The following is a 26863-nucleotide window of genomic DNA, read 5'->3' on the forward strand; positions in this document are numbered from 1 at the left end:
AATTATACCGCGACAAACCAACACATCGCCACAAAAAACTATCATTCACTAACAGAACCTCTACCAAAATAACATAATGATCTACCGAGTGGGTCTGCTTCTGGCAGTCCCTCTACAGCGGACTTTGGATTCTTCTGTTTCGCCCTCTCCAAGTCAAGTCGTCTATGTGGTTAATTGTGGGTAAGCACATGAGAACGCAAGAAAAAACCTGGAAACCGCTACTCTGTTAGCTTCAATTGCGCAATTTTGCCAAGGAATCAGCATGCGAACGCTCCTCCTCACCCTGCTGATCGGCCTCAGCCCCTGGTGCATGGCCGCTCAGATCTACAAATGGGTCGATGCTCAAGGCGTCACTCACTTTGATGCACAGCCGCCACCGGGCCAACCGTCCACGACAGTGCAGACGCCCTCCTCGCCCCCGGTGAAGCCGGCAGCATTGCCGGGCAGCGGCGCACTGGGCGATCAGAAAGCCATCGACGACAAGGTCAAGAAGCAGGTCGCCGATCAGCAAACGCAGCTCAAGGCGTTTTGCGAACAGGCACGCACGAACCTTGCACAATTGCAGAACAATCCGCGCTTGAGGGAGGAGGTCGAGGGGGAGTTGCGGCGACTGAGCGATGCGCAACGTCAGGAGCGCATCGCTGAAGCTCAGAAACAGATTACCGAGAATTGTGAATAGTTAACTGTAGGAGCTGCCGCAGGCTGCGATCTTTTGATCTTTGCTCTCTAGAAACAAGATCAAAAGATCGCAGCCTGCGGCAGCTCCTACATTGAACCGATGTCAGCCCACAAAAAGACTGGATCAGCGCGAAGCAGTGATCAGCAGGTCGAACTCTTTGAGCAACACCTGCAACTGCCGATCCTTGCCCTGCAGATTACGCGGGGCGAAGACCATTTCTGCCATTTCCTGAATGCCCGAGGCGTTCGGCAATGGCAGATCCTGTTCGAGGATCATCTTCATGCGTGGCAGGAAGATCCATTGCAGCCATTGTTCGAAGTCCAGAGTGTCGACCGAAAACGGTTCAACACTGCTCAAGGCTTCGGCAGACGGCTGAACTTCATCCCACCAGCCTTGCGTGCGCAGTTCACGCTCGATCAGCAGCAACTGATCGGCGATTTTCGGGAAACGTGTATCCATCACAGCGAAACCTTGGCCTTCTGACGGGCCTGGGCAGCGCCGGCGGAATCACCTTGTTTCTCACGGGACTGAGCGATGATTTCCCACAAGTTGGCCTGCAAGTCCGGACGACCGTTGGCCATGGTCAGCGCACGACGAGCGAACTGCTCGGCCTGCGGCGCATCGCCTTGGGCCATGCGCACCTGCGCCAGGCGATAAAGCACTTGCGGCTCACGCGGTGCAACCCGTTGCGCACGCTCCAGACTGGAAGACGCACCGTTGAGGTCGCCACCGGCCTGTTGCTGCTGCGCGGTGGTCAGCAAGGCGAGTACCGGACCGTCCAGTTGCTCATCCGCCGACAGACCGCCGCCACTGCTGGCAGAAGGAATGCCGCTTGGCGTCGAAGGCATGCTGTAGCTGCCGGAATTGATCGGCGCCGATTCAACTGGCGACGGGTTATACGGCCCCGGAGTGATGCCACCGGACGCCGGGCCCGGAACAATCGGCGAAGTGCTGATCGGCGCTGAAGTTGTCGCGCCACCACCCGGCACCATCACCACCACACCGGTATCACCTTGCGGAATCGCCTGGGTCTGGCCCTGCACCGGACGTTTGACCGTCGTCTTGCGGAAACCGCCGTTCGCCGAAAGACGTTCGCTGTTGGACACGGTGGTACCCGAATCCACTACCGGAATCGAACCACGCTGCACAGTAGAGCAGCCGCTGAGCAAAGCCACGGCGGTCACCGCTGGAATCAACCACTTGTTCACTTGAAACCCTCTTTGCTTAATTCATCCAGCCCTTGACCCAATCCATCACCGATTCGCCGGAGGCAGGGCTTTCGCCTGCACACGCAGCGCCGGGTGGCGGTTCGCTGCCGCGAATATACGGCATCTGCACCGCACCCGGACAGTTGGCATCGGAGCCTTGTCCGGTACGCGAATCAACCCACGCCTGTACGATATTGTCCGGCTGCGGCATGTCCAGCGGCAGCGGATCGGCCTTGCGCATGAAACTGGTCCAGACCTGTAGCGCACCGGTTGCACCGGTGAACGGCGTCTTGCCGTTGTCATCGCGCCCCAGCCACACCACCGCCAGCAGATCCTGACTGAAACCGGCGAACCAGCTGTCACGGGAATCGTTACTGGTACCGGTCTTGCCCGCCAGCGTCAGGGTTTTCGGCAGCACGTTGTAAACCGAACTGCCAGTACCTTCGCGCATTACCCGCTGCATCGCGTTCTGAATCAGATAAATCGACGCCGGGTCGAAACGCTGCTGAATCTGGAACGGATAACGCTTGAGCGGTTCGCCCTCGGCAGTCAGTACGCTACGGATGCCGCGCATCGGCGTATTGAAACCACCGTTGGCCAGCGTCTGGTACATGGTTGCCACTTCGATCGGGGTCATGCCGCCAGCACCCAGCAACATCGATGGGTACGCAGGGAATTCACGCGTTACGCCCAAACGTGCGAGGGTCTTGAGAACATTCGGCACGCCGACTTCAAGCCCGAGACGCGAGGTCGACAGGTTGTAGGAATGCGCCAACCCTTGATAAAGGAACACGGTGCCGTAAGAGCGACGATCATAGTTCTGCGGTTTCCACACCTGACCGTCCGCGCCTTTGACCGACAACGGATCATCCGACAGCCAACTGGTCAGCGTGTATTTGCTCGGTTTCTCCAGCGCGGTCAGATAGACCGCCGGCTTGATCAACGAGCCGACCGGTCGCACCGCATCCAGCGCCCGGTTGAAGCCGGCGAAACTCGCCTGACGACTGCCGATCATGGCCTGGACTTCGCCGGTCTCCGGATTGGTCACGACCATCGCCGCTTCCACATCGTCGGAGCCTTTGCGCCCGGACAGACGCTTGAAGGTGTCGTTGACCGACGCTTCCGCCTTCATCTGCAGGATCGGATCGAAACTGGTGAAGATCCGCAGGCCTTCTTCGGTCAAGTCTTCGTCGCGATAGTCTTCACGCAACTGGCGTTTGACCAGATCGATGAAGCCTGGGAACGAACTGTCGGCCAGCTTGCCGCGAGTGGTTACACCCAGTGGCATTTTCTTCGCCGCTTCGACCTGTTCGGTCGTCGCCACGCCCTGCTGTTCAAGCACGTCGAGCACCAGATTACGACGCTCCAGCGCCCGCTCGGGGTTGCGGCGCGGGTTGTAGTAGGACGGCCCTTTGACCATGCCCACCAGCAACGCGACCTGGTGCAACTTCAGCTCGGACAATGGCTGGCCGAAGAAGAACTGACTCGCCAGACCGAAACCGTGCACCGCACGCTGACCATCCTGACCGACGAAGACTTCGTTGAGATAGGCCTCAAGGATGTCTTTCTTGTCGTAATGCAGTTCCAGCAACATCGCCATCATGGCTTCGGTTAGCTTGCGGCTCAGGCTGCGTTCGCTAGTCAGGTAGAAGTTTTTCACCAACTGCTGGGTCAGCGTACTGCCGCCCTGAGTCATCTTGCCGCCAGAGGTGTTGACCCAGATTGCTCGCGCAATCGACTTGGGTGACACGCCCCAGTGGCTATAGAAGTCGCGGTCTTCGACAGCTACCAGCGTGTCGAGCAGATACGGCGGCACCTGATCGATCTTGATCAGAATCCGGTCTTCAAGGTTTTTCGGGTAAATCCCGCCGATCAGCAACGGCTCCAGACGCACCACGGAAAGCTTCGAGCCATTGCTCGCAGAAAGCTCCGCGACGTAATCGCCAGAGAAGCGCACGCGCACCGGCTGAGGTTTTTCCAATCCTTCGTAGAACTGGAAGCCACGGGTATTCAGATCGACAGTGTTACCACTGACCGCCGCCGCGCCGGGGCCATTGCTCACGGCTTCGCGGCGATAGCCGAGGGCATCGAGTTCGGTGAGGAAGTCATCCTTGCTGAGCTTTTGTCCGACGAACAGCTCAAGCGGACGCGCATATACCTTGGCCGGGATGGTCCAGCGCTTGCCGGAGAACTTCTCCTGCACCACGGCATCGAGGTAAACGGCGAAGCCGGCCAGCACCACAAGGCCGACCAGACTGAGTTTAATGGCCCAACCCAGCCATGGGCGCAGGCCCTTGGAAGGTGGTTTTTTCTTTGTGCGGGGAGATCGAGTACGAGTCATGGCGGCGGATTATACGCACTTTATTCATACTCAACAGGAGCGCTCCGAGGTTTGCGTCAGGCTGGCTTGCGGCCATAATGACGCCCTCGAATTTTTCCAGACTCTGAAGGATCGCCCGTGAGCCAGTCCCTGATCGCTGCCCTGCAAAACCCGGCCCTCTATCCGCATCCCGTTGATGGGTTCCAGGTCATCGAAACCCATATCTCGTGGGTGATCCTCACCGGCCCCTTTGCTTATAAAGTGAAGAAACCAGTGAATTTCGGTTTCCTCGACTTCACCAGCCTTGACGCTCGCGAACATTTTTGCGGTGAAGAGCTGCGTCTGAACCAACGTCTGACCGACGATTTGTATCTGGAAGTGTTGCCAGTGACTGGCAGCGTCGAAGCGCCGCAACTGGGTGGTGATGGTCCGGCCATCGAATACGTGCTGAAAATGCGTCAGTTCCCACAGAGCGGTTTGCTCAGCACCCTGCAAGCCAACGGCGAGCTGACCACCACCCACATCGATGAAATGGCCGAGCAGATCGCCCACTTCCACCTCAGCGCTCCGAAAGTCCCGGCCGAACACGATGCTGGCACCCCGGACAGCGTGATGGCTCCGGTGAGCCAGAACTTCGAGCAGATTCTGCCGTTCCTCAGCGACAAGAACGATCTGCTGCAACTGGAAGCCCTGAAAGCCTGGGCCGAAAGCAGCTTCGAACGCCTCAAGCCGCTGTTCGCTCAACGCAAGACCGAAGGTTTCACCCGCGAATGTCACGGCGACATCCACTTGGGCAACGCCACGCTGATCGACGGCAAAGTGGTGATTTTCGACTGCATCGAATTCAACGAGCCATTCCGCTTCACCGACGTCTGGGCCGACACCGGCTTCCTGGCGATGGACCTTGAAGACCGTGGCCTGAAATCCCTGGCTCGCCGTTTCATCAGCCAATACCTGGAGCTGACCGGCGACTATCAAGGCCTGGAAGTGCTGAACTTCTACAAAGCCTACCGTGCTCTGGTTCGCGCGAAGGTTGCACTGTTCAGCATGCCTGCCGACGCGACACCGGTGCAGCGCGCCACTACCCTGCGCCAATACCGCAACTACGCGAACCTGGCTGAAAGCTACAGCACCATTCCCTCGCGTTTCATGGCGATCACTCACGGCGTTTCCGCCGTCGGCAAGAGCCACGTTGCCATGCGTCTGGTCGAAGCTCTGGGCGCGATTCGTCTGCGTTCCGATGTTGAACGCAAGCGTCTGTTCGGCGAACAAACCGTCGCCAACGATCCGCAGGCCGGCATTTACAGTGCCGACGCCAGCAGCGCGACCTACGCTCGGCTGCATGACATTGCCGAAGTGATTCTGCACGCCGGTTTCCCGGTGGTGATCGACGCGACTTATCTCAAGCGTGAGCAACGTGACAGCGCCGCGAAAATCGCTGAAGCCACCGGCACGCCGTTCCTGATCCTCGACTGCAACGCACCGCAAGCAGTCATCGAGAGCTGGCTGGCCCTGCGTCAGGCAGACAAAAAAGATCCGTCCGACGCCAACCTGGCCGTTATCGCCGCCCAACAAGCCAGCCGCGAAGCACTTACGCCGGAAGAAATCCTGCGCAGCAAACGTGTGCAAACCAATGAAAGCGGGACTCTGGACACTGTCGTAGCGCAAATCCGCCAGCGCCTGCCGGGCCTGTAAGAAACTATTTCGGCCGTGAAGCCCTCGCTCGCTTCACGGCCGATAAATAGTGGCACTATACTGGCGTCATAAAACCAACAGGTGATGTGACATGAGCCAGCCGAAACTTCTCGACACTCCGCTATATGCCTTGCTGCACAAAGATGACATCGCAGGATTCAACAAGGAACGCCCGAACGACGGTCCTATCGACATGGTCGGCGGCGACTTCCGCGGCCTTGATCTGCGTGAATTGAACGCCGATGGCGTGGATTTCCGGGACGCGTACTTTCGCTCCGCCGATTTACGCGGCATTGATTTCCGAGGCTCGGCGCTGGAAGGTGCCAGTCTTGCCCACGCACAGATTTCCGGCGCGTATTTCCCGCCTGAGCTGAGTGCAGATGAGATTCTGATGTCGATGAATTTCGGTACGCGCCTGCGCTATCGCACCCGCTAAGTAATCGTCTGCCTGATCTGTCCAGCGCCCCCGCTTTGCGCTGGACGTAGTGCTGCGCGGATTTTTCCTGAGCACTCCCGCCCTCCTCCAACCGTCTATCCCGCCAAAAGTTCCGACGGTTCTTAGTAGCGTTTGCGTCTAATCCGACCAAACAACCACGCTTTTCCTACTGATGGCTACACTCCTGAGAAGCTCGCCCACGCCCATTCGGCCGTCGCAAGGAGGCTTGATGAATGATGAACTGCAGCACCTGAAGAATCTTGGCAAGACGTCGGCACAATGGCTGCACGCCGTGGGCATCCATAGCGCCTCGGATTTGCGCCGCCTGGGCGCAGTCGACGCCTACCGGGCTGTGCGTACTCGCGGGTTTCGCGCATCGAAGGTGTTGCTGTATGCGATCGAGGGTGCACTGATGGACATGCACTGGAACGACCTGCCCGCCGAGCGCAAGGACGCCTTGAACAAACAGCTCGACGCCATTTCCTCACGCCACAAGAACTGAACGGGCACTGACCGTCATGTATCTGCTCGGGGAACAATCGGCTCACGCCGACGCATTGATCAATCGTTTACAGACGTTGCCTGCGCAGTGCCTGGAAGGGCTTGCAGCGTGCGGGCCGCTACTGGAACTGGAAAGCACTGAGGATCTGATTGCGCAGTTGCCCGCAGACCAATTGTTTCTACTGAACGAAGGTGTGATCACCGGGTATGTGGGGGCGCGGGCATTGTTCTATTGGCAGGAAGGCGACTTGATCGGTCTGCAACAGGGCAGCGAATGGGCTGACTGGCGCTTGTGCAGTGATGGGCCGTTACGCCTGCAACCGTATCAACGAAGCGAGCTGTTTCAGCACCTGTATGCCGAGACCGAACGCGCCGAGCAATTTCTCCACTATTTGCTCGGCCACATGACATTACTCAGCCACGCGGTTGCCGAACTGAAGCCTCGTGAGTTTCGCAGCACCAACGGTTTCAAACGCGTCCCTGCCGGCGAAGTGTTGATTCATCAAGGTGACGCTGCCGATCACGTCTTCGTGATCATCGACGGGCATGCCGAAGCGTTCGTCGATGGCCTCAAGGTCGGCGAAGTCCCCAAGGACGAGATTTTCGGCGCGATGGCGGTGTTTACCGGCGAACCGCGCAACGCCACGGTCATTGCGCGAGAGCCGAGTACGGTGATGCTGATCCCGGGCGATCAATTTTTGAACATGACCCGCACCAATCCAAAGATCGCCCACAGCCTGATAGAGAACATGGCCCGGCGTATCGGCCAGCTCAATCGACAGATCACACTACTAACTCCGACCAAAAGCTCAAGCTGAGTCCCCATATTCCGGGGCATTCCGGCCATTTTCGCGGCTGAATCAAATAAATGAAAAAACAGTTGTTGACTCGCTAATGAGAATCGCTATGATTATCACAACTGGTCGCGAGATCAGTCGATATTCTGAAAAGCCCTTGGTTCGGACTCTCAGATTATCTCCTCATCAGGCTAATCACGGTTATTTGACCCGGTTTTTTACCGGGTCTTTTTTTGCCTGTGGAAAAGTCATTTGCCGAATTGTTTACGCATCTGCGCGCAGTAATCCTGTGGCGCAGTAGCTGGCGTGTACCAGACATAATCGGCCATCGCCGCCGTCACCTCACTGCCCTGCTCAGCCAGAAGCAACACCGTCGGTGCTTGCGTCCCTCCCAGATCCACAACATGCAGCGGCACACCGACGTCCTTGCGTGCATGCCAGGCCCCTGCCAATAACAACGACGGCGCAGGCGCACTGATTAAACGCTCAGCCATGCGCCGATCCCGTTGTTGCTGGACCGCCAGCATCGCCGGCATTTGCGATTCGGACAGCAGTCCGCAGTGGGAGTCGCTGATTTGCTCAAGAAGTGTGGACTTCACCGCCGCCGCGTTACTACGCGCGCCCTGCAAGATCGGCGGCTGACGATAGAAGTCGCGAATCTGCGTGTTATCGAGATTGGCCGCCAATAAAGGATAGGGCTGAGACAGAGCGAACCGGACAATCGGCCCATAGAGATTCCAGTCCCAGCCATCCTGCCAGGCCAGTGCGACAGAAAGGTCAGCGGGAGGCGACGCAGCGTGACGCAATTGATCAACCTTGGGCTGTTGATCCGGCGTCAGCATTTCCAGCAACAAGCTGCCCTGCGGTCGTTGCTCGCCGAGCGCCTGCAACAACCACAATTCCACAGCATGATGATCGGCATTGTCATGATGCTCGCCGATGATGAGCTGCGCCGGTTTACTCAGTCGTGTCAGCAATTGCTGCGCAGTCAGGATCTCGCCACTGCGCAGATCACGAACTTCACCGCTGACCGGTGGCGGCGCCGCCATATGCTGACATCCACCAAGCCACAACACTGCCAACAATAAAATCCTGCGCATGCCTGCACCTCGATGATCAAATCAGCGGGCGATGATCAGCGGATGCCCACGCTCCGGGTGCGGTTGCACCAACACTTCCAGTCCGAACACTGCTTTCAGCGACTCTGGCTGCAGAACTTGCTGCGGCGTATCCAGCGCTACCGGACGCCCGCCTTCGAGCAGCAACACCCGATCACAATAACGCGCCGCCAGATTCAGATCATGCAGGATGACCAACACCGCCGCGCCGCGATCAGCAAACTCGCGCACGGCTTGCAAGGTCGTGTGCTGATGCAGCGGATCAAGCATGGAAGTCGGCTCGTCCAGCAACAACGTCTGCCCGGCCTGTCCCGGCCACAGCTGCGCCAATACCCGAGCGAGATGAACACGCTGACGTTCGCCACCGGACAATGCCAGATAACTGCGACCGCTCAGATGGCCCGCATCTGCAGCAGCCAGCGCCGCCGCGACGATTTCGTCATCCCGCACTCGACCGCTTTGATAAGGCAAACGCCCCATGCCGACCACTTCTTCAACTCGAAAGGCAAAATCCAGCGTCGATACCTGCGGCAACACCGCCAGACGTTGCGCCCGCTGGGTGCCAGTCCAGTGCCTCAATGCTTCGCCGTCGAGCGAGACCTCGCCTTCACTCGCCGCCAGCTCCCCGCACAACGCACCGAGCAGTGTGCTTTTACCGGCGCCATTGGGCCCCAGCACGCCAAGCACTTCGCCGGGTTCAAGTTGCAGGGTGACATCGCTGAGGACAACCTTGCGGCCACGGCGGATCTGCAGATTGTGCGTTCGCAACATCAAGCACGCCCTCGCAGCAGCAGATAAAGAAAGAACGGCGCACCGATAAACGCCGTGACGATGCCAATCGGCAGTTCCGCCGGCGCCAGCGCCAACCGCGCCACCAGATCCGCGAGCAGCAATAGACTCGCACCTGCCAACACCGATGCCGGTAACAACACCCGATGATCGGGCCCTGCCAGCAACCGCACCAGATGCGGCACCACCAGCCCGACAAAGCCAATCATCCCGGCCGCTGCCACCGCTGCACCGACACCCAGCGCCGTGCAGAACACCAATTCACGCTTGAGGCTTTCGACGTCGATGCCCAAATGCCCTGCTTCCGATTCCCCCAGCAGCAAGGCATTCAATGCCTTGGCCCGACGCGGCAACCACAGCGCGACACCAGCACTGATGATCAGCAATGGCCACAGTCGCGCATAACTGGCGCCATTCAGGCTACCGAGGTTCCAGAAGGTCAGCGTCCGCAGGGTCGCGTCATCGGCCAGATAAGTGAACAACCCCACCGCTGAACTGGCGAGTGCGGTCAAGGCAATGCCGGCCAGCAACATCGTTGCGACGTTGGTCTGCCCGTTGCGCCGCCCCAGCCGATAGACCAGCGCCGTCACCCCGAGGCCGCCGAGAAACGCACACACCGACAACAGATACGGCCCAAACCATTCCGGCAATCCGCCAAAAAAAGAACCGCCGACAATCGCCACCGCCGCGCCCAATGCCGCGCCGCTGGAAACCCCGACCAATCCCGGGTCGGCCAGTGGATTGCGAAAAAGTCCCTGCATCGCCACGCCCGACAGCGCCAGCACGCCGCCGACCGCCAGCCCGAGCAAGGTTCGCGGCAGACGGATCTGCCCGAGTATCAGCTCAGCCTGCTCCAGACCATCCGGCGCCAGCGGCACACCGAGCAAGCGCAGGGCTGCGCGCAACGTATCGAACAGCGGCAGGCTGACCGGCCCTAACGCCAGCGATAGCCAGGTGGCCAGCAAACACAGCAGGATCAGGCCAATAAACAGGCTACGAGGTTTTACCAGTGTGGTCATTGGCCGCTCTGGGTCGGGTAGAAACCATCAGACAAGACTTTCAGTTCCGCCGGCAACCGTGGGCCGAGGCCGCCGACCAGCAGAGTCGGGTCCAGCTCCAGCACACGACCGGCCTTGGCCGCACGGCTTGCATTGAGGATCGGATTTTCCTTGAACAAAGCAGCCTTGGCCGCATCGCCGGTCATCGCGCGGTCAGCAAACACCAGCACCTCAGGGTCAAGACCGGCCAGAGCCTCCACGGAGAACGGCTTGTAACCGGTGTGAGTCGCCAGGTTATGCCCGCCCGCCTGTTGCAGCAGCCAGTCGGCGGCGGTGTCTTTACCGGCGATCAACGGCTTGCCACCAGCATGTCCGATCAATACCAGCACGCCCGGCGCCTTGTGTTTGGTCTGCTCCGCAGTCACACGGGTTTTCTGCGCAGCGAGTTGCTGTTGATAACTTTGCAGCAGTTGCGCGGCTTGCGCCTCGGCGCCGAGCAATTGCCCCAGGTGAGTGACGTTCTTTTCCAGCGTTGGCAGATCAGGCTGAGCCGAGAACAACTCCACCTGCACCTTTGCGCTTTTGACTTGCGACAACACTGGCGGCGGCCCCATTTCTTCGGTGCCGATCAGAATGTCCGGGCGCAGGCTGAGGATGCCTTCCGCCGATAGCGCACGCTGGTAGCCAATACTCGGCAGGGATTTCAAAGAGCCGGGATGCTGACTGGTGGTATCAACGCCAACCAGTTTCGATTCGCCGCCGAGCGCACTCACCCATTCCGACAAGGCACCACCGGCGCTGACCCAGCGTTGCGGCAATTCGGCCGCTGCAGCCTGGTGGCTGACGAAAAGTCCGACACACAGCACAGCAACGCGGGTACTCAGGCGCATACACAGCTTCCTTGAATAAGGTTTTTTCCCGGGCGTCAGCATGACAGGCCAAGTATCCTTGGCATCTGCCAGCCGTCCTGCGGGCGAAGGCGGCCATTTGATAATTGTTTGCATTTAAACGTCAAGCTCGGACATATCCCGACACGAGCCGATTCTTGAGGATAGCCATGAAGTTTCTCTGCGCCGGTGCCGATCTGGCCGAGGCCGGCAGCCGCGGTTTCGACATCGACGGTAAAAAACTGTTTGCCGTGCGCCGCGCAGGTCAGGCCTATGTCTATCTCAATCGCTGCCCGCACCGTGGCGTCGGTCTGGAGTGGCATCCCGACCAGTTTCTAGACGCCAGCAACAGCCTGATCCAGTGCGCCACACACGGCGCACTGTTTCTGATCGAGGATGGCGAATGTGTTTCCGGGCCCTGCGCCGGGCAATCCTTGACCGCCATCGCTTGCCGGGAAGACGCGAAAGGCCTGTGGATAGATCTTTAACCGCGCAGCAAAACCTCCAGCCGGCGATCGACCACCATCTCTTCGTGAGTCAATCGCACACCGTACGCCAGCACCTCCACGCCGCAGGCAACCGCTTCCCGTAGCGCCTCGGCGTAGGCCGAATCGATTTCTTCGGCCGGACGCACTGCCTCGATTCCGGTGAGATTGACGCAATACAACTGCACCGCACGAATCCCGTCCCGCGCCAGATGCGCCAGTTCCCGCAGGTGTTTGGCACCGCGCTGAGTCACGGCATCGGGAAATGCCGCCACCGCCGTGCCGTCAAAACCCAGAGTGACGCTTTTCACTTCCACGTACGCCGGGCCGCTCGGGTATTCCAGCCGAAAATCGATGCGACTCTTTTCCTGGCCGTACGCCACTTCACGCTTCAATGCGGTAAAGCCGTTCAGCTCGGTAATCACTCCGGCCTGCAAGGCTTCCTCGATCAGCGCGTTGGCGCGCCCGGTATTCACACAGAACAACCGGCCCTGCGGGGTTTCACCGATTTCCCAGGTGCCGGGCAATTTGCGCTTCGGATCATTCGAGCGACTGAACCAGACCTGTCCGCCCTCGACCTGACAATTGAGCATCGAGCCGGTGTTCGGGCAATGAATAGTCAGCAACTCGCCGTTAACCGTTTCGATGTCAGCGAGAAATCGTTTGTAGCGACGAATCAGTCGCGCTTCTTCAAGAGGAGGAGAGAAACGCATCAGCCTTGCCAGCTCTTCAGACCACGAGCGATCCGTTCCACCGCCTGCTGTAAGCGATCAAGGTTTTGCGTGTAGGCAAAACGCACATGATGACTGGCCTGATAACGACCGAAATCCAGCCCCGGGGTAAATGCCACGTGCTCGGTTTCAAGGAAATGCTGACAGAACGCGAAGGCATCACCGCCGAACTTGCTGATATCTGCGTAGAGATAGAACGCGCCTTCCGGCTCGACTGCAATGTTGAAACCCAATTCACGCAACGCTGGCAATAGGAAGTCCCGACGTCGACCGAATTCGGCGCGGCGCTCTTCGAGGATCGCAATCGTGTCGGGCTCGAAACACGCCAATGCCGCGTACTGGGCCATGCTCGGCGCGCTGATGTAGAGGTTTTGCGCGAGTTTCTCCAGCTCGCTGACGGCGGCGTCCGGCGCTACCAGCCAGCCAAGGCGCCAACCAGTCATGCCGAAATACTTGGAGAAACTATTGAGGACAAAAGCACTGTCGTCGACTTCCAGCACGCTCGCCGCATCAGTGCCGTAGGTCAGACCGTGATATATCTCGTCCACCACCAGATGGCCGTGTCGGGCCTTGATGGCTGTGGATAACCCGGCCAGTTGATCGCGGGTCAGGATTGTTCCGGTGGGATTGGCCGGCGAGGCAACCAGCGCGCCGACGCTGTCGTGATCCCAGTGCCGCGCCACCAGATCCGGGGTCAGTTGATAACGCACCTCTGGGCCTACTGGCACCAACTGCGCCGCGCCTTCAACCAGCCGCAGGAAATGCCGGTTGCACGGATACCCGGGATCGGCGAGCAGCCAGTGTTTGCCCGGATCGACCAACAACGCACTGGCCAGCAACAGCGCACCGGAACCGCCCGGAGTGATCAGAATCCGTCGTGGATCGATATTCAGCCCGTAGCGCTGTTGATAAAAACCGGCTATCGCCTCGCGCAGCTCAGGAATGCCACGCGCTGCGGTGTAACGGGTCTTGCCCGCCGTCAGCGCGGCTTGGCCGGCGCGAATGATCGGTTCTGCGGTGGTGAAGTCCGGCTCGCCGATTTCCAGATGGATCACGTCGTGGCCAGCAGCCTGCAACTCATTGGCCCGCGCCAGCAACGCCATGACATGGAACGGTTCGATCGCACGACTGCGCGCACTGTAGGGCTGAGCCATTGGCCTTCCTTCGACGGAAAAAAAGAGACGATTCTACGCATCTGCCGGAACGAGCGAGAACCCGCAGCGGTCACAGCCTCAAGAACTCTGGACTGTAACGATAAGAGCATACGCTCCAGGATTGACTAAAATCAGTGATTGAACAGGTCTCCAACACCGCCAGACATGGCTTGGCAAACTTTTGCAAGCCTCACCGGCCGCGGGCTCGACATCCGGGAGTAGCGCAGGCCGATTTGATCTGGTAAGTTCGCCCGCTTGCAGCCGCAGGGCCGGCAGGTGTCGGTGATGGAGCAATCCTGCGCAATGGATTACAAGAGTAGAGGCGGTCCATTTCATGCCCACCCAAGCAAAGCAACAGCAGCAAGCGTCGATCAGCGGCTTCGAACCTTACGTTCCGACCAAGGGCGAAGAGTACATGGGCGCACCGATGCGCGCGCACTTCACCAAGATCCTGAACAAGTGGAAGCAGGACTTGATGCAGGAAGTCGATCGCACCGTTGATCATATGAAAGACGAAGCGGCAAACTTCCCTGACCCGGCCGACCGTGCCAGTCAGGAAGAGGAATTTGCCCTCGAGCTGCGCGCTCGTGATCGCGAGCGCAAGTTGATCAAGAAGATCGACAAGACGCTCGAGCTGATCCAGAACGAAGAGTACGGCTGGTGCGACTCGTGCGGCATCGAGATCGGCGTCAAGCGCCTCGAAGCCCGTCCGACCGCCGACATGTGCGTCGACTGCAAGAACCTTGCGGAAATCAAGGAAAAACAGGTCGGCAAATAATCCCGACCTGAATGAAAAACGGAGCGTGCGAACGCTCCGTTTTTGTTTCTGTCGTTTGCCTTCTGTAGGAGTGAGCCTGCTCGCGATGGCAATGATTCAGTCAATATTGATGTTGAATGTTAAACCGCTATCGCGAGCAGGCTCACTCCTACAAGTTGACCAACGCACGCCCTGAAAAAGTAGTATCGCTTCCATGACTGCCAAAACGCCTCCCGCTTACATCGGCCGCTTCGCCCCTACTCCCAGCGGACATCTGCACTTCGGCTCGCTGGTGGCTGCACTCGCCTCCTATCTGGATGCCCGCTCGGTAGGCGGTCGCTGGCTGGTGCGCATGGAGGATCTCGATCCGCCCCGTGAAGAACCGGGCGCACAGGCAGCGATTCTCAAGGCCCTGGAAAGCTATGGCTTTGAATGGGATGGCGAGATGGTGCGTCAGAGTGATCGGCACGAAGCCTATGCGCAAGTGCTCGACAGCCTGTTCAACCACGGTCTGGCCTACGCCTGCACCTGCTCGCGCAAGCAACTGGAAGCGTATAACGGGATCTATCCGGGCCTGTGCCGCAATGCCGGTCACGACCAGCAAGATGCGGCGATCCGCCTGCGTGTGCCGGAGCTGGAATACCATTTCATCGACCGCGTGCAGGGTGAGTATCGCCAGCATCTGGGCCGCGACGTCGGCGATTTCGTGATCCGCCGCCGCGACGGTCTCTACGCCTATCAACTGGCGGTCGTGCTGGATGATGCCTGGCAAGGCATCACCGATATCGTGCGTGGCGCCGACCTGCTCGACTCAACGCCGCGCCAACTCTATCTGCAAGAACTGCTGGGTTTGCGTCAGCCGCGCTATCTACACCTTCCTTTGATCACCCAGCCTGACGGCAACAAGCTCGGCAAGTCTTACCGCTCGCCGCCGCTGACCGCCGATCAAGCCACGCCGTTGCTGCTGCGGGCCTTGCGCGCATTGGGGCAAAACCCCGGCGCCGAACTGGCCCACGCCAGTGCGCATGAGTTGCTCAAGTGGGGCAGTGCCCACTGGGATGCGAGCAAGATCCCGCGCACACTGACCCTGCCCGAAGCGCAACTGCTATGACGACACTTGCAGTGGCGCGCCCATCCGTTACCATCGCCGCACGTTTTCGGGCACGCGCATAAAAAAGAGAGGCCGGGATGTACATCTATCGCTTGGTCCTGCTTTTGGTCGTGGGAATCTATCTGTTTTCTCCAGCCATCATGGATTGGTGGATCGACGCCACGGGCGCCTGGTATCGGCCGTATCTGCTCTGGTTGATCCTGATTGTCGTGACCTTCATCCTGCAGAGCCAAAAAGATGCCGATGAGCTTTAGCCTGACCCAGATGATCCTGATCAGCGCCGCGTACCTCGCGGTGCTGTTCGGCGTAGCCTGGATCAGTGAACGGGGCATGATCCCCCGGGCGATCATTCGCCACCCGCTGACTTACACCCTGTCGCTGGGGGTTTACGCCAGTGCGTGGGCGTTTTACGGCACGGTTGGTCTGGCGTATCAGTACGGCTACGGCTTTCTTTCCAGCTATCTCGGCGTATCCGGTGCCTTTCTGTTGGCGCCGGTGTTGCTGTATCCGATCCTGAAAATCACCCGCACCTATCAGCTATCGTCGCTGGCGGATCTGTTCGCCTTCCGCTTTCGCAGCACCTGGGCGGGGGCGCTGACCACGATTTTCATGCTGATCGGCGTGTTGCCGTTGCTGGCGTTACAGATTCAAGCGGTGGCCGACTCTATTGGGATTCTTACCGGTGAACCGGTCCAGAGCCGCGTCGCACTGGCGTTTTGCTCGCTGATTATTCTGTTCACGATTTTCTTTGGTTCCCGGCACATCGCCACCCGCGAGAAACACGAAGGGCTGGTGTTCGCGATTGCCTTCGAGTCGGTGATCAAACTGGTCGCCCTTGGCGGCGTTGGCCTTTACGCGCTGTACGGCGTGTTCGATGGCCCGCAACAACTTGAACTGTGGCTGCTGCAAAACCAGACCGCCCTCGCCGCCCTGCACACGCCGTTGCAGGAAGGGCCGTGGCGCACGCTGCTGCTGGTGTTCTTCGCCTCGGCCATCGTGATGCCGCACATGTATCACATGACTTTTACCGAGAATCTCAATCCGCGCTCGCTGGTCAGCGCCAGTTGGGGTCTTCCGCTGTTCCTGTTGCTGATGAGTCTGGCAGTGCCATTGATTCTGTGGGCGGGTCTCAAGCTCGGCGCGACAACCAATCCGGAATATTTCACCCTCGGCATCGGCATTGCCGCCAACAGTAAACCCTTGGCATTGCTGGCTTACGTCGGCGGCTTATCGGCCGCCAGCGGGCTGATCATTGTCACAACGCTGGCGCTGTCGGGCATGGCGCTGAACCACCTGGTGCTGCCGCTTTATCAGCCGCCTGCCGAGGGCAACATCTATCGCTGGCTGAAATGGACGCGCCGGGCGCTGATCGTCGCGATCATCATGGCTGGTTTCGGCTTCTATCTGATGCTCGGCGCCGAACAGGATCTGGCCAACCTCGGCATCGTCGCGTTCGTCGCCACTCTGCAATTCCTGCCGGGCGTGCTCTCCGTGCTGTACTGGCCGACCGCCAACCGGCGCGGTTTCATTGCCGGTCTGCTGGCAGGGATTCTGGTGTGGGTAGTGACCATGCTGCTGCCGCTGGTCGGCAATCTGCAGGGTTTCTATATTCCGCTGCTGAACATGATCTACGTGCTCGACGACACCAGTTGGCACATGGCGGCCATCGCCTCGCTGGCGGCCAACGTGCTGATGTTCACGTTGATCTCGCTGTTCACCAACGCCAGCCCTGAAGAAGCCAGTGCTGCTGAAGCCTGCGCGGTGGACAACGTACGTCGCCCGCAACGCCGTGAACTACACGCCGCCTCGCCCCAGGAATTCGCCACGCAACTGGCCAAACCATTGGGCGCTAAGGCCGCGCAGAAAGAAGTCGAGCAAGCCCTGCGCGACCTTTATCTGCCGTTCGACGAACGCCGTCCTTATGCATTGCGCCGTTTGCGCGACCGCATCGAAGCCAACCTATCCGGCCTGATGGGCCCGAGCGTGGCGCAAGACATGGTCGAAACCTTCCTGCCATATAAGGCCGGCGGCGAAAACTACGTCACCGAAGACATTCACTTCATCGAAAGCCGACTCGAGGATTACCACTCGCGCCTCACCGGTCTGGCCGCCGAACTCGACGCCCTGCGCCGCTATCACCGCCAGACCTTGCAGGAATTGCCAATGGGCGTCTGCTCGCTGGCCAAGGATCAAGAGATCCTGATGTGGAACAAGGCCATGGAAGAGCTGACCGGGATTGCCGCGCAACGGGTGGTCGGTTCGCGCCTGAGCACCATCGGCGACCCGTGGAAAGAATTGCTGCAAGGCTTCATCAATCTGCCCGACGAGCATTTGCACAAACAGCATCTGGCCCTCGACGGTCAGACCCGCTGGCTGAATCTGCACAAAGCGGCGATCGACGAACCGCTCGCGCCGGGTAACAGTGGTCTGGTGTTGCTGGTAGAAGATTTGACCGAAACTCAGATGCTTGAAGACAAACTGGTGCACTCCGAGCGTCTGGCGAGTATCGGTCGACTGGCGGCAGGCGTGGCCCATGAAATCGGCAACCCGGTCACCGGCATCGCCTGCCTGGCGCAGAACCTGCGCGAAGAACGCGAAGAGGACGAGGAGCTGACGGAAATCAGCGGGCAGATCCTCGAACAGACCAAGCGCATATCGCGCATCGTCCAGTCGCTGATGAGCTTCGCCCACGCCGGCAGCCATCAGCACAGCGACGAGCCCGTCTGTCTGGCAGAAGTGGCGCAGGATGCAATCGGCCTGCTGGCGCTGAACCGACGCAACTTCGAAGTGCAGTTCTACAACCTGTGCGATCCGGATCACTGGGTCGAAGGCGATCCGCAAAGGCTTGCCCAGGTACTGATCAATCTGCTCTCCAACGCCCGTGATGCCTCGCCTGCGGGCAGTGCGGTGCGGGTCAAGAGCGAAGCCGGCGAACACACGGTCGACCTGATCGTCGAGGACGAAGGCAGCGGTATTCCGAAGAACATCATGGATCGATTGTTCGAACCCTTCTTCACCACCAAGGACCCTGGCGAAGGCACCGGTCTGGGCCTTGCACTGGTCTATTCCCTCGTTGAAGAGCCTTCTGGACAAATCACCATCGACAGCCCGGCTGATGTTCAAAGCCAACGCGGCACCGGTATTCGGGTGACCTTGCCGCGTCATGTCGAAGCGACGTCCGCTGTGAACTGAGACCGTCGAGAGTATCGAATCAATGCCGCACATTTTGATCGTCGAAGACGAAACAATTATCCGCTCCGCCTTGCGCCGCCTGCTGGAACGTAATCAGTACCAGGTCAGCGAAGCCGGTTCAGTGCAGGAAGCACAAGAACGCTTCACCATTCCTACGTTCGATCTGATCGTCAGCGATCTGCGCCTGCCTGGCGCACCCGGCACCGAGCTGATCAAGCTCGGACAGGGCACTCCGGTGCTGATCATGACCAGTTACGCCAGCCTGCGTTCGGCGGTCGATTCGATGAAGATGGGCGCGGTGGACTACATCGCCAAGCCTTTCGACCACGATGAAATGCTTCAGGCCGTCGCACGAATCCTGCGTGATCGCCAATCGGCCCCGGCTGCCGGTGAAGTTGTTACCGGTAAAACTGCCAACGGCAGCGGCAAACCCGCCGTCGATAACAGCAACGGCGAAATCGGCATCATTGGTTCGTGCCCGCCGATGCAGGACCTGTACAGCAAAATCCGCAAAGTCGCGCCGACTGACTCCAATGTCCTGATCCAGGGCGAATCCGGTACCGGTAAAGAACTGGTGGCTCGCGCCCTGCACAATCTGTCGAAACGCGCCAAGGCGCCGATGATTTCGGTAAACTGCGCGGCCATTCCGGAAAGCCTGATCGAGTCCGAACTGTTCGGCCACGAGAAAGGCGCGTTCACTGGCGCCAGCGCCGGTCGTGCCGGTCTGGTAGAGGCGGCGGACGGCGGCACGCTGTTCCTCGACGAAATCGGCGAACTGCCGCTGGAAGCTCAGGCTCGCTTGCTGCGTGTTTTGCAGGAAGGTGAAATCCGTCGTGTTGGTTCGGTGCAGTCGCAGAAAGTCGATGTGCGCCTGATCGCGGCGACTCACCGCGACCTCAAGAGCCTGGCGAAAATCGGCCAGTTCCGTGAAGACTTGTATTACCGCCTGCACGTGATTGCGCTGAAACTGCCGGCCCTGCGCGAGCGCGGTGCCGACGTCAACGAAATCGCCAGCGCATTCCTCGCCCGTCAAAGTGCCCGTATCAACCGTACCGACCTGAAATTTGCCGCTGATGCCGAACAGGCGATCCGGCACTATTCCTGGCCGGGTAACGTGCGCGAACTGGAAAACGCCGTCGAGCGTGCGGTGATTCTGAGCGAGAGCCCGGAAATCTCTGCCGACCTGCTGGGCATCGATATCGAGCTGAGCGATCTGGACGATGACGAATTCATCGGCCTGCCGCCACAAACCGCAGGTAGCGCCAGTAACAGCAGCCACGAGCCGACCGAAGATCTGTCGCTGGAAGACTATTTCCAGCACTTCGTTCTTGAGCATCAGGACCACATGACCGAGACCGAACTGGCGCGCAAACTGGGCGTCAGCCGTAAATGTCTGTGGGAACGCCGTCAGCGTCTGGGCATTCCACGGCGCAAGACCGGGGTCGCCAGCGAGAGCTGAACGTTACCTGTCGAGTGCGCGGGTAACGCTTGAAGATGTGAAAAAACTGTTACCTCAGTCCTTTCACGTAACAGAAGCCGGGGTTATCGGTAACGAAACCCCGGCTTTTTTTCGCCCTGCGAAAACGGTTATAACGACCTAACCCCTTGTTTTATTGGGTTTCGCAAAAGTTGGCACGGCACCTGCTATATGTTCAGTACAAGAACAATAACAAGCACTGTACAAAATAATAAAAATAAGACGAATCGACTCACGCACAATAAAAACAAGACGGCGAGAGGCGCAGCTAACTGATTCTTTTGGAGAGGCGTTGTATTTGGGGCTTGCCCCACGACCAGGCCGAGAACAACAAAAACTGTCCTAAGACAGAGCCTGTACTGGTTGGATCGAGAGATCACTGCAATTCAGCGACCAAAGCAATCCGTTTGCTCTTGGCTCCCGATTGGGAGGGCCATGAAGGAAAAGCTTCATGGCGAGGGCACTCAACAAAAACAAAAAGCCCGACTCAATAATAAAAAGAGCACGCAACTACTTCTTGGGGAGCTTCGGCTCCCCTTGTAGTTTCTCCCCCGCGACAAAATCCCCTGAATTCTCTTGGCGCGAAGCCTTTAGCCTGCGGCTTGCAGCTCATATCTGCGGTGTCCTACACCATCCCTCGACTAAATGCTAGAATCCCCGCCCATCATGCGGTCATCTTTCGTTATGGCCGAACATTCCTTCAAACAGTGCATCCCATGCTGAAGAAGTTGTTCCAGTCATTCCGTACTCCCGTGCGTCGTACGCAACACATCCGTAGCACACCTGAAGTGCTCAACAGCGGCCAGCACTCGCTGCAAAAGACACAGTTCAGCCGCTACGCGGTCAATATCGTCGAACGCCTGCAGGGTGCCGGTTACCAGGCTTATCTGGTCGGCGGTTGCGTGCGTGACATGATGCTGGGTATCACGCCCAAGGACTTTGACGTCGCCACCAGCGCCACACCCGAGCAGGTCCGGGCCGAATTCCGCAATGCGCGGATCATCGGTCGCCGCTTCAAACTGGTGCATATCCATTTCGGTCGCGAAATCATCGAAGTCGCCACCTTCCGCGCCAACCATCCGCAAAACGAAGACGACGAGGACAGCAATCAGTCCTCGCGTAACGAGAGCGGGCGGATTCTGCGCGACAACGTTTACGGCACGCTGGAAGAAGACGCGCAACGCCGCGACTTCACCATCAACGCCTTGTATTACGACCCGGTCAGCGAGCGCATCCTCGATTACGCCAACGGCGTACACGACATCCGCAATCACCTGATCCGGCTGATCGGCGATCCGAAGCAGCGTTATCAGGAAGACCCGGTACGCATGCTGCGCGCCGTGCGTTTTGCCGCCAAGCTGAACTTCGGTATCGAGAAACACACGGTTCAGCCGATCCGCGAACTGGCGCCGATGTTGCGCGAGATTCCGTCGGCGCGCCTGTTCGAGGAAGTACTCAAGCTGTTCCTCTCCGGACACGCCGCGATCACCTTTGAAATGCTGGTCGATCTGCAACTGTTTGCACCGCTGTTCCCGGCGAGTGCCGATGCACTGGACCACAACCCGGATTACACCCATACGCTGATCAGCGAAGCGCTGACCAATACCGACTTGCGGATCAAGCAGAACAAACCGGTGACCCCGGCCTTCCTGTTTGCCGCAATGCTGTGGCCTGCCCTGCCGGCCCGCGTATTGCGTTTGCAGGAACGCGGCATGCCGCCGATTCCGGCGATGCAGGAAGCTGCGCACGAGCTGATCGCCGAACAATGCCAGCGCATCGCTATCCCGAAGCGTTTCACCATGCCGATCCGCGAAATCTGGGATATGCAGGAACGCCTGCCACGCCGCAGCGGCAAACGCGCCGACCTGTTGCTGGACAACCCGCGCTTCCGTGCTGGCTACGACTTCCTGCTGCTGCGTGAAAGCGCTGGCGAGCAGACTGACGGTCTGGGCGAATGGTGGACGGATTATCAGGACGCCAACGAAAGTGAACGTCGCGACATGATCCGCGACCTCAGTGGCAAGGGCGAGGACGCCAGCGGTGCACCGCGCAAGCGTCGCCGCAGCAGCGGCTCCAAGCGTAAACGCGCCGGTGCGTCGAGCACTTCGGACGAATAACGCATGGAACGCATCTACATCGGCATGGGCAGCAACCTCGCTGACCCGGCTGAACAATTGCGCAGCGCCGTCGAGGCGCTGGGCCAATTGCCGCAGACCGAACTGGTCGGCGTTTCTGCCTTCTATCAAAGCGATTCATTGCTGCCGGGCCAACCGCGTTACACCAACGCGGTTGCTGCACTCGACAGCACGTTGCCGCCGCTGGAACTGCTCGACGCCCTGCAAGGCATCGAGAATGGCCAGGGCCGTGAGCGTCTGGAGCGTTGGGGCCCGCGCACGCTGGATCTGGATATTCTGTTGTTCGGTGATCGCCTGATCGACGAACCGCGCCTCAAAGTCCCGCATTACCATATGCAGGAACGCGCGTTTGTCCTGTATCCGCTGGCCGAACTGGCCCCGCAGGATCTGCACTTGGCCGATGGCCGCACTCTGGCCGATCTGCTCGCAGCCTGCCCGTTCATCGGCCTCGAACGCCTCTCCCAGCCCTGACACAAATCCCCTGGATTGCTCTTGTGGCGAGGGGATTTATCCCCGTCCGGCTGCGAAGCAGTCGTGAAACCGCAAAAACGCGGCGCATCAGAAAAATCGCATGCGCTGGTTTCAGGGCCGCTTCGCAGCCCAACGGGGATAAATCCCCTCGCCACAGTGTTCTCGTTCCAAGCAGGTTTTTGTCGGACAAAACAATCGCGAATCAGGCCCGGCCTGCCGCTGAATCGCATCACTAGCGCCGGTAACACTCGCCTGGTAACAATGCGGTAACACACACAATTGACTTCCCGGGTTCTCATCACGACTATAGGCGTCCCGCTGCCGGCAACCCGGCACATACGGGCGCAATCCAGGCCTTATAAGCACGACAAAAGAGCGTGCGCCTGAGTAGATGACGAATCACGCGCGTTACTCGCAGTAGTTTCCAGAGCGCCTGAACGAGGATTTTTTACATGCCAGCCATCACCCTGACCACGCTCCAGACCCTCAAGCAGAAAGGTGAAAAGATCACCATGCTGACCTGCTATGACGCGACCTTCGCCCACGCCTGTAATGAGGCCGGTGTCGAAGTGCTGCTGGTAGGCGACTCACTCGGCATGGTGCTGCAAGGTCACGACAGCACCCTGCCGGTGACCACCGCAGAAATGGCCTACCACGTTGCCTGCGTCAAACGCGGCAACAGCGACGCGTTGATCCTCGCCGATCTGCCGTTCATGGCCAACGCCACCCTCGAACAAACCATGATCAACAGCGCCACGCTGATGCAGGCCGGTGCGCACATGGTCAAGGTTGAAGGTCAGCTGTGGCTCGCCGAGTCGATCCGGCTGTTGGCCGAACGCGGTGTGCCGGTCTGCGCGCACATGGGCCTGACTCCACAAGCCGTGAACATTCTTGGCGGTTATAAAGTGCAGGGCCGCAACGAGAACCAGGCGCGGCAGATGCGTGCCGACGCGATCTCGCTGGAACAGGCAGGCGCCTCGATGCTGCTGCTCGAATGCGTGCCAAGCGAACTGGCTGCAGAAATCACCCAGGCCGTGAAGATCCCGGTCATTGGCATCGGCGCCGGTTCGGACACCGACGGTCAGGTATTGGTATTGCACGACATGCTCGGCCTGTCGATCACTGGCCGCGTACCGAAGTTCGTCAAGAATTTCATGCTCGATCAGGACAATATCCAGTCCGCACTGAAGGCTTACGTCAACGAAGTCAAAGCCATCACGTTCCCTGGCATCGAACACGGATTCTCTGCATGAACACCGTAAAAACCGTACGCGAACTGCGCGCCGCCGTCGCTCGCGCCCGCAGTGAAGGCAAGCGCATCGGCTTCGTACCGACCATGGGCAACCTGCACAGCGGCCACGTCGCATTGATCACCAAAGCCAAGCAACGTGTGGACTTCGTGGTCGCGAGCATTTTCGTCAATCCGCTGCAATTCGGCGCCGGTGAAGACCTCGACAAATACCCGCGCACCCTGGCGGCGGATCAGGAAAAACTGCTCGAAGCCGGCTGCAGCCTGCTGTTCGCCCCGACCGTCGAAGAGATGTACCCCGACGGCATGGCCGGACAGACCCGGGTCAGCGTGCCGCAACTTTCTGAAGGCCTGTGCGGCGCCAGCCGTCCGGGGCACTTCGAAGGTGTCGCGACCGTGGTCAGCAAGCTGTTCAACATGGTCCAGCCGGATCTGGCGATTTTCGGCCAGAAGGACTACCAGCAACTGGCGGTCATCCGCGCGCTGGTGCATGACCTGAACATGCCGATCCAGATCATCGGCGAGCCGACCGTACGTGCCGCTGATGGCCTGGCGCTGTCATCGCGCAACGGTTTCCTCAACGAGGAGCAACGTGCGGTGGCACCGGTGGTTTATCGCACCCTGAGCACGATTGCCGAATCGATCAAACAGGGTCAGAAGGATTTCCCGGCGCTGATCAGCGCTCAGTTGCAACAACTGGAATCCGCCGGTCTGCGCCCGGACTACCTGGAAATTCGCCACGCCCTGACCTTGCGTCCAGCAACGGCGCAGGATCGTGATCTGGTGATTCTGGTGGCCGCGTTCCTCGGCACCACACGGTTGATCGACAACCTGCACCTGAACCTCGATAGCCCGAACTGAAAACACCGCAATTCTCCTTGTAGGAGTGAGCCTGCTCGCGATGAGGCCCTGACATTCAGCATCATCGCCGAATGACAGTCCGCTATCGCGAGCAGGCTCACTCCTACAGTGTTTTCAGCATCATGAAATTGCATTTCAAGCCATATTGCCGCCCCCAAAGCCTTCGGGCACACTGCCCGCCGTTCGATTCCGACCTGGGAAATTCCTCATGCACGCCATTATGCTCAAGGCCAAACTGCACCGCGCCGAAGTCACTCACGCGGTTCTCGATTACGAAGGTTCGTGCGCCATCGACGGCGAATGGCTGGACCTGTCCGGCATCCGTGAATACGAGCAAATCCAGATTTATAACGTCGACAACGGCGAGCGCTTCACCACTTATGCGATCCGTGGCGAAGAAGGTTCACGCATCATCTCGGTCAACGGCGCAGCGGCGCATAAAGCCAAGGTCGGTGACCGGGTGATCATTTGCGCCTACGCCCATTACAGCGAAGCCGATCTGGTGAATTTCAAGCCGCGCATGCTGTACATGGCGCCGGGCAATGAATTGAGCCACACCAGTAACGCCATTCCAGTGCAACTGGCCTGACCCGGCGAGCCGCGCTTTCATTCCGTTTGTCGGCAATCCGCGATCGCCAATGTTAAAAAAGTACAGGTAACGGGTCAGAAGAAGTCAAGACAGATCGCGGCGCGAGGTTTACTGTATTCGCCCTGTGTCCAAAATCATGTCCGACGCATGTGACCCTCGCCTCAACAAGGCGTATCTGGTCAGTTCAGTGTTCAAAAGGCCGTTCAAGTAAAAAGGAAAACCGCAGCGATGGCGTACTACCGCACTCCTCACGACGTTACCGCTCTGCCCGCCTGGCAAGCGTTGAAAGATCACCGCCAAGCCATGCAGGATTTCAGCATGCGCGAAGCCTTCAACGCCGATCCGCAGCGCTTCAATCAATTCACTCTCAGCAGCTGCGGCCTGTTTCTCGACTATTCGAAGAATTTGATCAACGCCGAGACCCGCAACCTGCTGGTGGGTCTGGCCAACGAAGTCGACCTCAAAGGCGCGATCAAGGCGCTGTTCGACGGCGAAATCGTCAACGCTTCCGAAGGTCGTCCTGCGCTGCATACCGCACTGCGTCGCCCGGTAGGCGACAAGTTGTCGGTCAACGGCGTCAACGTGATGCCGGAAGTGCACAAAGTGCTGAACCAGATTACCGATCTCGTGGGCCGCATCCACGACGGTCTGTGGCGCGGTTACACCGAGAAGCCGATCACCGACGTGGTGAACATCGGTATCGGTGGCTCGTTCCTCGGCCCTGAGCTGGTTTCCGAAGCGCTGCTGTCATACGCGCAGAAAGGCGTGCGTTGCCACTATCTGGCGAACATCGACGGCAGTGAGTTCCACGAACTGACGCAAAAACTGCGTGCTGAAACCACGCTGTTCATCGTTTCGTCGAAATCCTTCAACACCCTCGAAACCCTTAAGAATGCTCAGGCCGCACGCGCCTGGTATCTGGCTCAGGGTGGTTCCGAGGCCGAGCTGTATCGCCACTTCATCGCCGTATCGAGCAACAACGCCGCAGCCGTGGCGTTCGGTATTCGCGAAGAAAACATCTTCCCGATGTGGGACTGGGTCGGCGGACGTTATTCGCTGTGGTCGGCCATCGGTTTGCCGATTGCCCTGGCCATCGGCATGTCCAACTTCAAGGAACTGCTGTCCGGTGCCTACACCATGGACCAGCATTTCCAGAGCGCGCCGTTCGAACAGAACATGCCGGTGTTGCTGGCCTTGCTCGGCGTGTGGTACGGCAACTTCTG

25 protein-coding genes and 1 pseudogene are annotated in these 26863 nt (G+C 59.1%); 17 read left to right on the forward strand and 9 right to left on the reverse strand.

The window, feature by feature from the left end; genetic code table 11:
* The first annotated feature begins 262 nt into the window (after positions 1-262).
* Positions 263-679 (forward strand): DUF4124 domain-containing protein, encoded by a 417-nt coding sequence (locus ACIOZM_RS22250; protein WP_401217264.1) that lies wholly within the window; start codon positions 263-265, stop codon positions 677-679.
* A 123-nt stretch (positions 680-802) separates the two neighbouring features.
* Here ACIOZM_RS22250 and ACIOZM_RS22255 read toward each other — a convergent pair whose 3' ends face one another.
* Genes ACIOZM_RS22255 through mrcB form a run of 3 tightly spaced genes read right to left on the reverse strand, consistent with a single transcriptional unit; the run spans position 803 to position 4228 of the window.
* A complete protein-coding gene (locus tag ACIOZM_RS22255; RefSeq protein WP_401217267.1) occupies positions 803-1138 on the reverse strand; it encodes a YqcC family protein in 336 nt (111 codons plus the stop codon).
* Positions 1138-1887 carry a hypothetical protein gene (locus tag ACIOZM_RS22260; protein WP_401217270.1) on the reverse strand — a complete coding sequence of 250 codons (750 nt, stop codon included), beginning with the start codon at positions 1885-1887 and terminating at the stop codon, positions 1138-1140. Before ACIOZM_RS22260 ends, ACIOZM_RS22255 begins: the two co-directional genes overlap by 1 nt.
* Before the next feature lie 16 nt (positions 1888-1903).
* On the reverse strand, positions 1904-4228 hold the full coding sequence (mrcB, locus tag ACIOZM_RS22265; protein WP_401217272.1) for a penicillin-binding protein 1B: 2325 nt from the start codon (positions 4226-4228) through the stop codon (positions 1904-1906).
* A 117-nt stretch (positions 4229-4345) separates the two neighbouring features.
* Between mrcB and ACIOZM_RS22270 the strand changes: the two genes are divergently transcribed.
* From ACIOZM_RS22270 to ACIOZM_RS22285, 4 genes are all read left to right on the forward strand, one after another.
* A complete protein-coding gene (locus tag ACIOZM_RS22270; protein WP_401217275.1) occupies positions 4346-5902 on the forward strand; it encodes an AAA family ATPase in 1557 nt (518 codons plus the stop codon).
* 91 nt (positions 5903-5993) lie between these two features.
* Positions 5994-6338 carry a pentapeptide repeat-containing protein gene (locus tag ACIOZM_RS22275; RefSeq protein WP_401217278.1) on the forward strand — a complete coding sequence of 115 codons (345 nt, stop codon included), beginning with the start codon at positions 5994-5996 and terminating at the stop codon, positions 6336-6338.
* A 229-nt stretch (positions 6339-6567) separates the two neighbouring features.
* Complete coding sequence (locus tag ACIOZM_RS22280) at positions 6568-6840, forward strand: TfoX/Sxy family protein (RefSeq protein ID WP_401217280.1); 273 nt, start codon at positions 6568-6570, stop codon at positions 6838-6840.
* Between the two features lie 16 nt (positions 6841-6856).
* The gene (locus ACIOZM_RS22285) at positions 6857-7657 is read left to right on the forward strand and encodes a Crp/Fnr family transcriptional regulator (protein ID WP_401217283.1); all 801 of its coding nucleotides are present in this window, start codon (positions 6857-6859) and stop codon (positions 7655-7657) included.
* A gap of 227 nt (positions 7658-7884) precedes the next feature.
* Here the strand turns inward: ACIOZM_RS22285 and ACIOZM_RS22290 are convergent, their stop codons facing one another.
* The 4 genes from ACIOZM_RS22290 to ACIOZM_RS22305 are packed head-to-tail and all read right to left on the reverse strand — an operon-like array spanning position 7885 to position 11431.
* Positions 7885-8736, reverse strand: coding sequence for a ChaN family lipoprotein (locus tag ACIOZM_RS22290; protein ID WP_401217286.1), 852 nt, complete (start codon positions 8734-8736; stop codon positions 7885-7887).
* A gap of 21 nt (positions 8737-8757) precedes the next feature.
* Positions 8758-9525 carry a heme ABC transporter ATP-binding protein gene (locus ACIOZM_RS22295; protein ID WP_401217289.1) on the reverse strand — a complete coding sequence of 256 codons (768 nt, stop codon included), beginning with the start codon at positions 9523-9525 and terminating at the stop codon, positions 8758-8760.
* The gene (locus ACIOZM_RS22300; RefSeq protein ID WP_401217389.1) at positions 9525-10508 is read right to left on the reverse strand and encodes a FecCD family ABC transporter permease; all 984 of its coding nucleotides are present in this window, start codon (positions 10506-10508) and stop codon (positions 9525-9527) included. The genes ACIOZM_RS22295 and ACIOZM_RS22300 overlap by 1 nt, the downstream gene beginning before the upstream one ends.
* Positions 10509-10558: 50 nt before the next feature.
* Positions 10559-11431 (reverse strand): hemin ABC transporter substrate-binding protein, encoded by an 873-nt coding sequence (locus ACIOZM_RS22305; RefSeq protein WP_401217292.1) that lies wholly within the window; start codon positions 11429-11431, stop codon positions 10559-10561.
* Between the two features lie 167 nt (positions 11432-11598).
* Here ACIOZM_RS22305 and ACIOZM_RS22310 point away from each other — a divergent pair, with 167 nt between their 5' ends.
* Complete coding sequence (locus ACIOZM_RS22310) at positions 11599-11916, forward strand: Rieske (2Fe-2S) protein (RefSeq protein ID WP_401217294.1); 318 nt, start codon at positions 11599-11601, stop codon at positions 11914-11916.
* Here the strand turns inward: ACIOZM_RS22310 and sfsA are convergent.
* On the reverse strand, positions 11913-12626 hold the full coding sequence (gene sfsA, locus ACIOZM_RS22315) for a DNA/RNA nuclease SfsA (protein ID WP_401217297.1): 714 nt from the start codon (positions 12624-12626) through the stop codon (positions 11913-11915). The genes ACIOZM_RS22310 and sfsA overlap by 4 nt on opposite strands.
* Positions 12626-13798, reverse strand: a complete 1173-nt coding sequence (locus ACIOZM_RS22320; RefSeq protein WP_401217300.1) for a pyridoxal phosphate-dependent aminotransferase — start codon at positions 13796-13798, stop codon at positions 12626-12628. Before ACIOZM_RS22320 ends, sfsA begins: the two co-directional genes overlap by 1 nt.
* 334 nt (positions 13799-14132) lie before the next feature.
* On the opposite strand from ACIOZM_RS22320, the gene dksA reads away from it, so the two are divergent.
* The 11 genes and pseudogenes from dksA to ACIOZM_RS22375 form a co-directional block, all read left to right on the forward strand.
* Positions 14133-14576 (forward strand): RNA polymerase-binding protein DksA, encoded by a 444-nt coding sequence (dksA, locus tag ACIOZM_RS22325; protein ID WP_401217303.1) that lies wholly within the window; start codon positions 14133-14135, stop codon positions 14574-14576.
* A 193-nt stretch (positions 14577-14769) separates the two neighbouring features.
* Complete coding sequence (gene gluQRS, locus ACIOZM_RS22330; RefSeq protein WP_401217306.1) at positions 14770-15666, forward strand: tRNA glutamyl-Q(34) synthetase GluQRS; 897 nt, start codon at positions 14770-14772, stop codon at positions 15664-15666.
* Between the two features lie 77 nt (positions 15667-15743).
* Entirely contained in the window at positions 15744-15920 is a 177-nt protein-coding gene (locus ACIOZM_RS22335; protein ID WP_003176118.1) for a hypothetical protein, read from the forward strand.
* Positions 15904-18858 (forward strand): sensor histidine kinase, encoded by a 2955-nt coding sequence (locus tag ACIOZM_RS22340; RefSeq protein ID WP_401217309.1) that lies wholly within the window; start codon positions 15904-15906, stop codon positions 18856-18858. Before ACIOZM_RS22335 ends, ACIOZM_RS22340 begins: the two co-directional genes overlap by 17 nt.
* A gap of 22 nt (positions 18859-18880) precedes the next feature.
* Positions 18881-20317 carry a sigma-54-dependent transcriptional regulator gene (locus ACIOZM_RS22345; protein ID WP_401217312.1) on the forward strand — a complete coding sequence of 479 codons (1437 nt, stop codon included), beginning with the start codon at positions 18881-18883 and terminating at the stop codon, positions 20315-20317.
* Positions 20318-21051: 734 nt separating this feature from the next.
* A complete protein-coding gene (locus ACIOZM_RS22350) occupies positions 21052-22452 on the forward strand; it encodes a polynucleotide adenylyltransferase PcnB (RefSeq protein WP_401217315.1) in 1401 nt (466 codons plus the stop codon).
* A 3-nt stretch (positions 22453-22455) separates the two neighbouring features.
* Entirely contained in the window at positions 22456-22941 is a 486-nt protein-coding gene (gene folK, locus ACIOZM_RS22355; protein WP_401217318.1) for a 2-amino-4-hydroxy-6-hydroxymethyldihydropteridine diphosphokinase, read from the forward strand.
* 452 nt (positions 22942-23393) lie between these two features.
* A complete protein-coding gene (gene panB, locus ACIOZM_RS22360; RefSeq protein ID WP_401217321.1) occupies positions 23394-24194 on the forward strand; it encodes a 3-methyl-2-oxobutanoate hydroxymethyltransferase in 801 nt (266 codons plus the stop codon).
* A complete protein-coding gene (gene panC, locus ACIOZM_RS22365; RefSeq protein WP_401217324.1) occupies positions 24191-25051 on the forward strand; it encodes a pantoate--beta-alanine ligase in 861 nt (286 codons plus the stop codon). Before panB ends, panC begins: the two co-directional genes overlap by 4 nt.
* Positions 25052-25259: 208 nt before the next feature.
* Positions 25260-25640, forward strand: coding sequence for an aspartate 1-decarboxylase (gene panD, locus ACIOZM_RS22370; protein ID WP_401217327.1), 381 nt, complete (start codon positions 25260-25262; stop codon positions 25638-25640).
* Positions 25641-25958: 318 nt separating this feature from the next.
* Positions 25959-26863, forward strand: a pseudogene (locus ACIOZM_RS22375) (glucose-6-phosphate isomerase); the annotation flags it as partial.

Origin of the sequence: Pseudomonas sp. NPDC087346, from assembly GCF_044744235.1 — a bacterium.
Classification (GTDB): domain Bacteria; phylum Pseudomonadota; class Gammaproteobacteria; order Pseudomonadales; family Pseudomonadaceae; genus Aquipseudomonas.

Excerpts from the sequence above, each read along its gene's own strand:
- ACIOZM_RS22295 (WP_401217289.1), bottom strand. The coding sequence starts at position 9,525 with ATGTTGCGAACGCACAATCTGCAGATCCGCCGTGGCCGCAAGGTTGTC.
- ACIOZM_RS22310 (WP_401217294.1), top strand. The coding sequence starts at position 11,599 with ATGAAGTTTCTCTGCGCCGGTGCCGATCTGGCCGAGGCCGGCAGCCGC.
- mrcB (WP_401217272.1), bottom strand. The coding sequence starts at position 4,228 with ATGACTCGTACTCGATCTCCCCGCACAAAGAAAAAACCACCTTCCAAG.
- ACIOZM_RS22275 (WP_401217278.1), top strand. The coding sequence starts at position 5,994 with ATGAGCCAGCCGAAACTTCTCGACACTCCGCTATATGCCTTGCTGCAC.
- ACIOZM_RS22320 (WP_401217300.1), bottom strand. The coding sequence starts at position 13,798 with ATGGCTCAGCCCTACAGTGCGCGCAGTCGTGCGATCGAACCGTTCCAT.
- ACIOZM_RS22290 (WP_401217286.1), bottom strand. The coding sequence starts at position 8,736 with ATGCGCAGGATTTTATTGTTGGCAGTGTTGTGGCTTGGTGGATGTCAG.
- sfsA (WP_401217297.1), bottom strand. The coding sequence starts at position 12,626 with ATGCGTTTCTCTCCTCCTCTTGAAGAAGCGCGACTGATTCGTCGCTAC.
- ACIOZM_RS22345 (WP_401217312.1), top strand. The coding sequence starts at position 18,881 with ATGCCGCACATTTTGATCGTCGAAGACGAAACAATTATCCGCTCCGCC.
- ACIOZM_RS22250 (WP_401217264.1), top strand. The coding sequence starts at position 263 with ATGCGAACGCTCCTCCTCACCCTGCTGATCGGCCTCAGCCCCTGGTGC.
- panD (WP_401217327.1), top strand. The coding sequence starts at position 25,260 with ATGCACGCCATTATGCTCAAGGCCAAACTGCACCGCGCCGAAGTCACT.
- ACIOZM_RS22255 (WP_401217267.1), bottom strand. The coding sequence starts at position 1,138 with ATGGATACACGTTTCCCGAAAATCGCCGATCAGTTGCTGCTGATCGAG.
- panC (WP_401217324.1), top strand. The coding sequence starts at position 24,191 with ATGAACACCGTAAAAACCGTACGCGAACTGCGCGCCGCCGTCGCTCGC.
- dksA (WP_401217303.1), top strand. The coding sequence starts at position 14,133 with ATGCCCACCCAAGCAAAGCAACAGCAGCAAGCGTCGATCAGCGGCTTC.
- ACIOZM_RS22280 (WP_401217280.1), top strand. The coding sequence starts at position 6,568 with ATGAATGATGAACTGCAGCACCTGAAGAATCTTGGCAAGACGTCGGCA.
- ACIOZM_RS22350 (WP_401217315.1), top strand. The coding sequence starts at position 21,052 with ATGCTGAAGAAGTTGTTCCAGTCATTCCGTACTCCCGTGCGTCGTACG.
- panB (WP_401217321.1), top strand. The coding sequence starts at position 23,394 with ATGCCAGCCATCACCCTGACCACGCTCCAGACCCTCAAGCAGAAAGGT.
- ACIOZM_RS22340 (WP_401217309.1), top strand. The coding sequence starts at position 15,904 with ATGCCGATGAGCTTTAGCCTGACCCAGATGATCCTGATCAGCGCCGCG.
- ACIOZM_RS22305 (WP_401217292.1), bottom strand. The coding sequence starts at position 11,431 with ATGCGCCTGAGTACCCGCGTTGCTGTGCTGTGTGTCGGACTTTTCGTC.
- gluQRS (WP_401217306.1), top strand. The coding sequence starts at position 14,770 with ATGACTGCCAAAACGCCTCCCGCTTACATCGGCCGCTTCGCCCCTACT.
- ACIOZM_RS22285 (WP_401217283.1), top strand. The coding sequence starts at position 6,857 with ATGTATCTGCTCGGGGAACAATCGGCTCACGCCGACGCATTGATCAAT.
- ACIOZM_RS22335 (WP_003176118.1), top strand. The coding sequence starts at position 15,744 with ATGTACATCTATCGCTTGGTCCTGCTTTTGGTCGTGGGAATCTATCTG.
- folK (WP_401217318.1), top strand. The coding sequence starts at position 22,456 with ATGGAACGCATCTACATCGGCATGGGCAGCAACCTCGCTGACCCGGCT.